Annotated in this window: 1 protein-coding gene and 1 pseudogene; both read right to left on the reverse strand. The window is 57.5% G+C overall.

Translation table 11 applies throughout. The features are described 5' to 3' along the window. Positions 1 to 91: thiamine pyrophosphate-binding protein (locus IRZ77_RS27045; RefSeq protein ID WP_230385159.1), on the reverse strand; the 91-nt coding region annotated here is incomplete at its 3' end. A gap of 106 nt (positions 92 to 197) precedes the next feature. Then, a pseudogene (locus IRZ77_RS27050) lies at positions 198 to 431 on the reverse strand (hypothetical protein); the annotation flags it as partial.

Genomic DNA, 431 nt, shown 5'->3' on the forward strand with positions numbered 1-431 from the left:
GGTCGAGGTTTTCCTCACCGGGAATGCCGAACACATACTCGACACCTTCGTTTTCCAGGCATTGCACAACGACATCGGCGGCCTTGGCCATCTTGCTTGCTACCTCAAGTGATGGGACGGTGGAAGTCCGGAAATGCGCAGCACGGGGCCAGGAGTGCCCCGAACCAAAGTCTTGACGTAGGGTAGATACGGGAAAGTCACGTGAATGTGACAGGAATATTGTCGCAGCCTGGGTATTTTGCGGTCGGGCTGGGAGCGGACTGGTGCGCAAAACGGGCGACGTGGTGGATGGCACCGGCTTTGCCGTTGTTCGCGGGTGAACCCGCTCCCACAGAGGGGGGTGTGCAGGCCTGGGATTGGTAGGCCAGAAAGACAAAACCCCTACCTGCATGCGCAGATAGGGGTTTTGCGAAATGAATCTTGACGATGAC

The sequence above is a fragment of the Pseudomonas pudica genome, assembly GCF_015680405.1.
GTDB classification, from domain to species: domain Bacteria; phylum Pseudomonadota; class Gammaproteobacteria; order Pseudomonadales; family Pseudomonadaceae; genus Aquipseudomonas; species Aquipseudomonas pudica.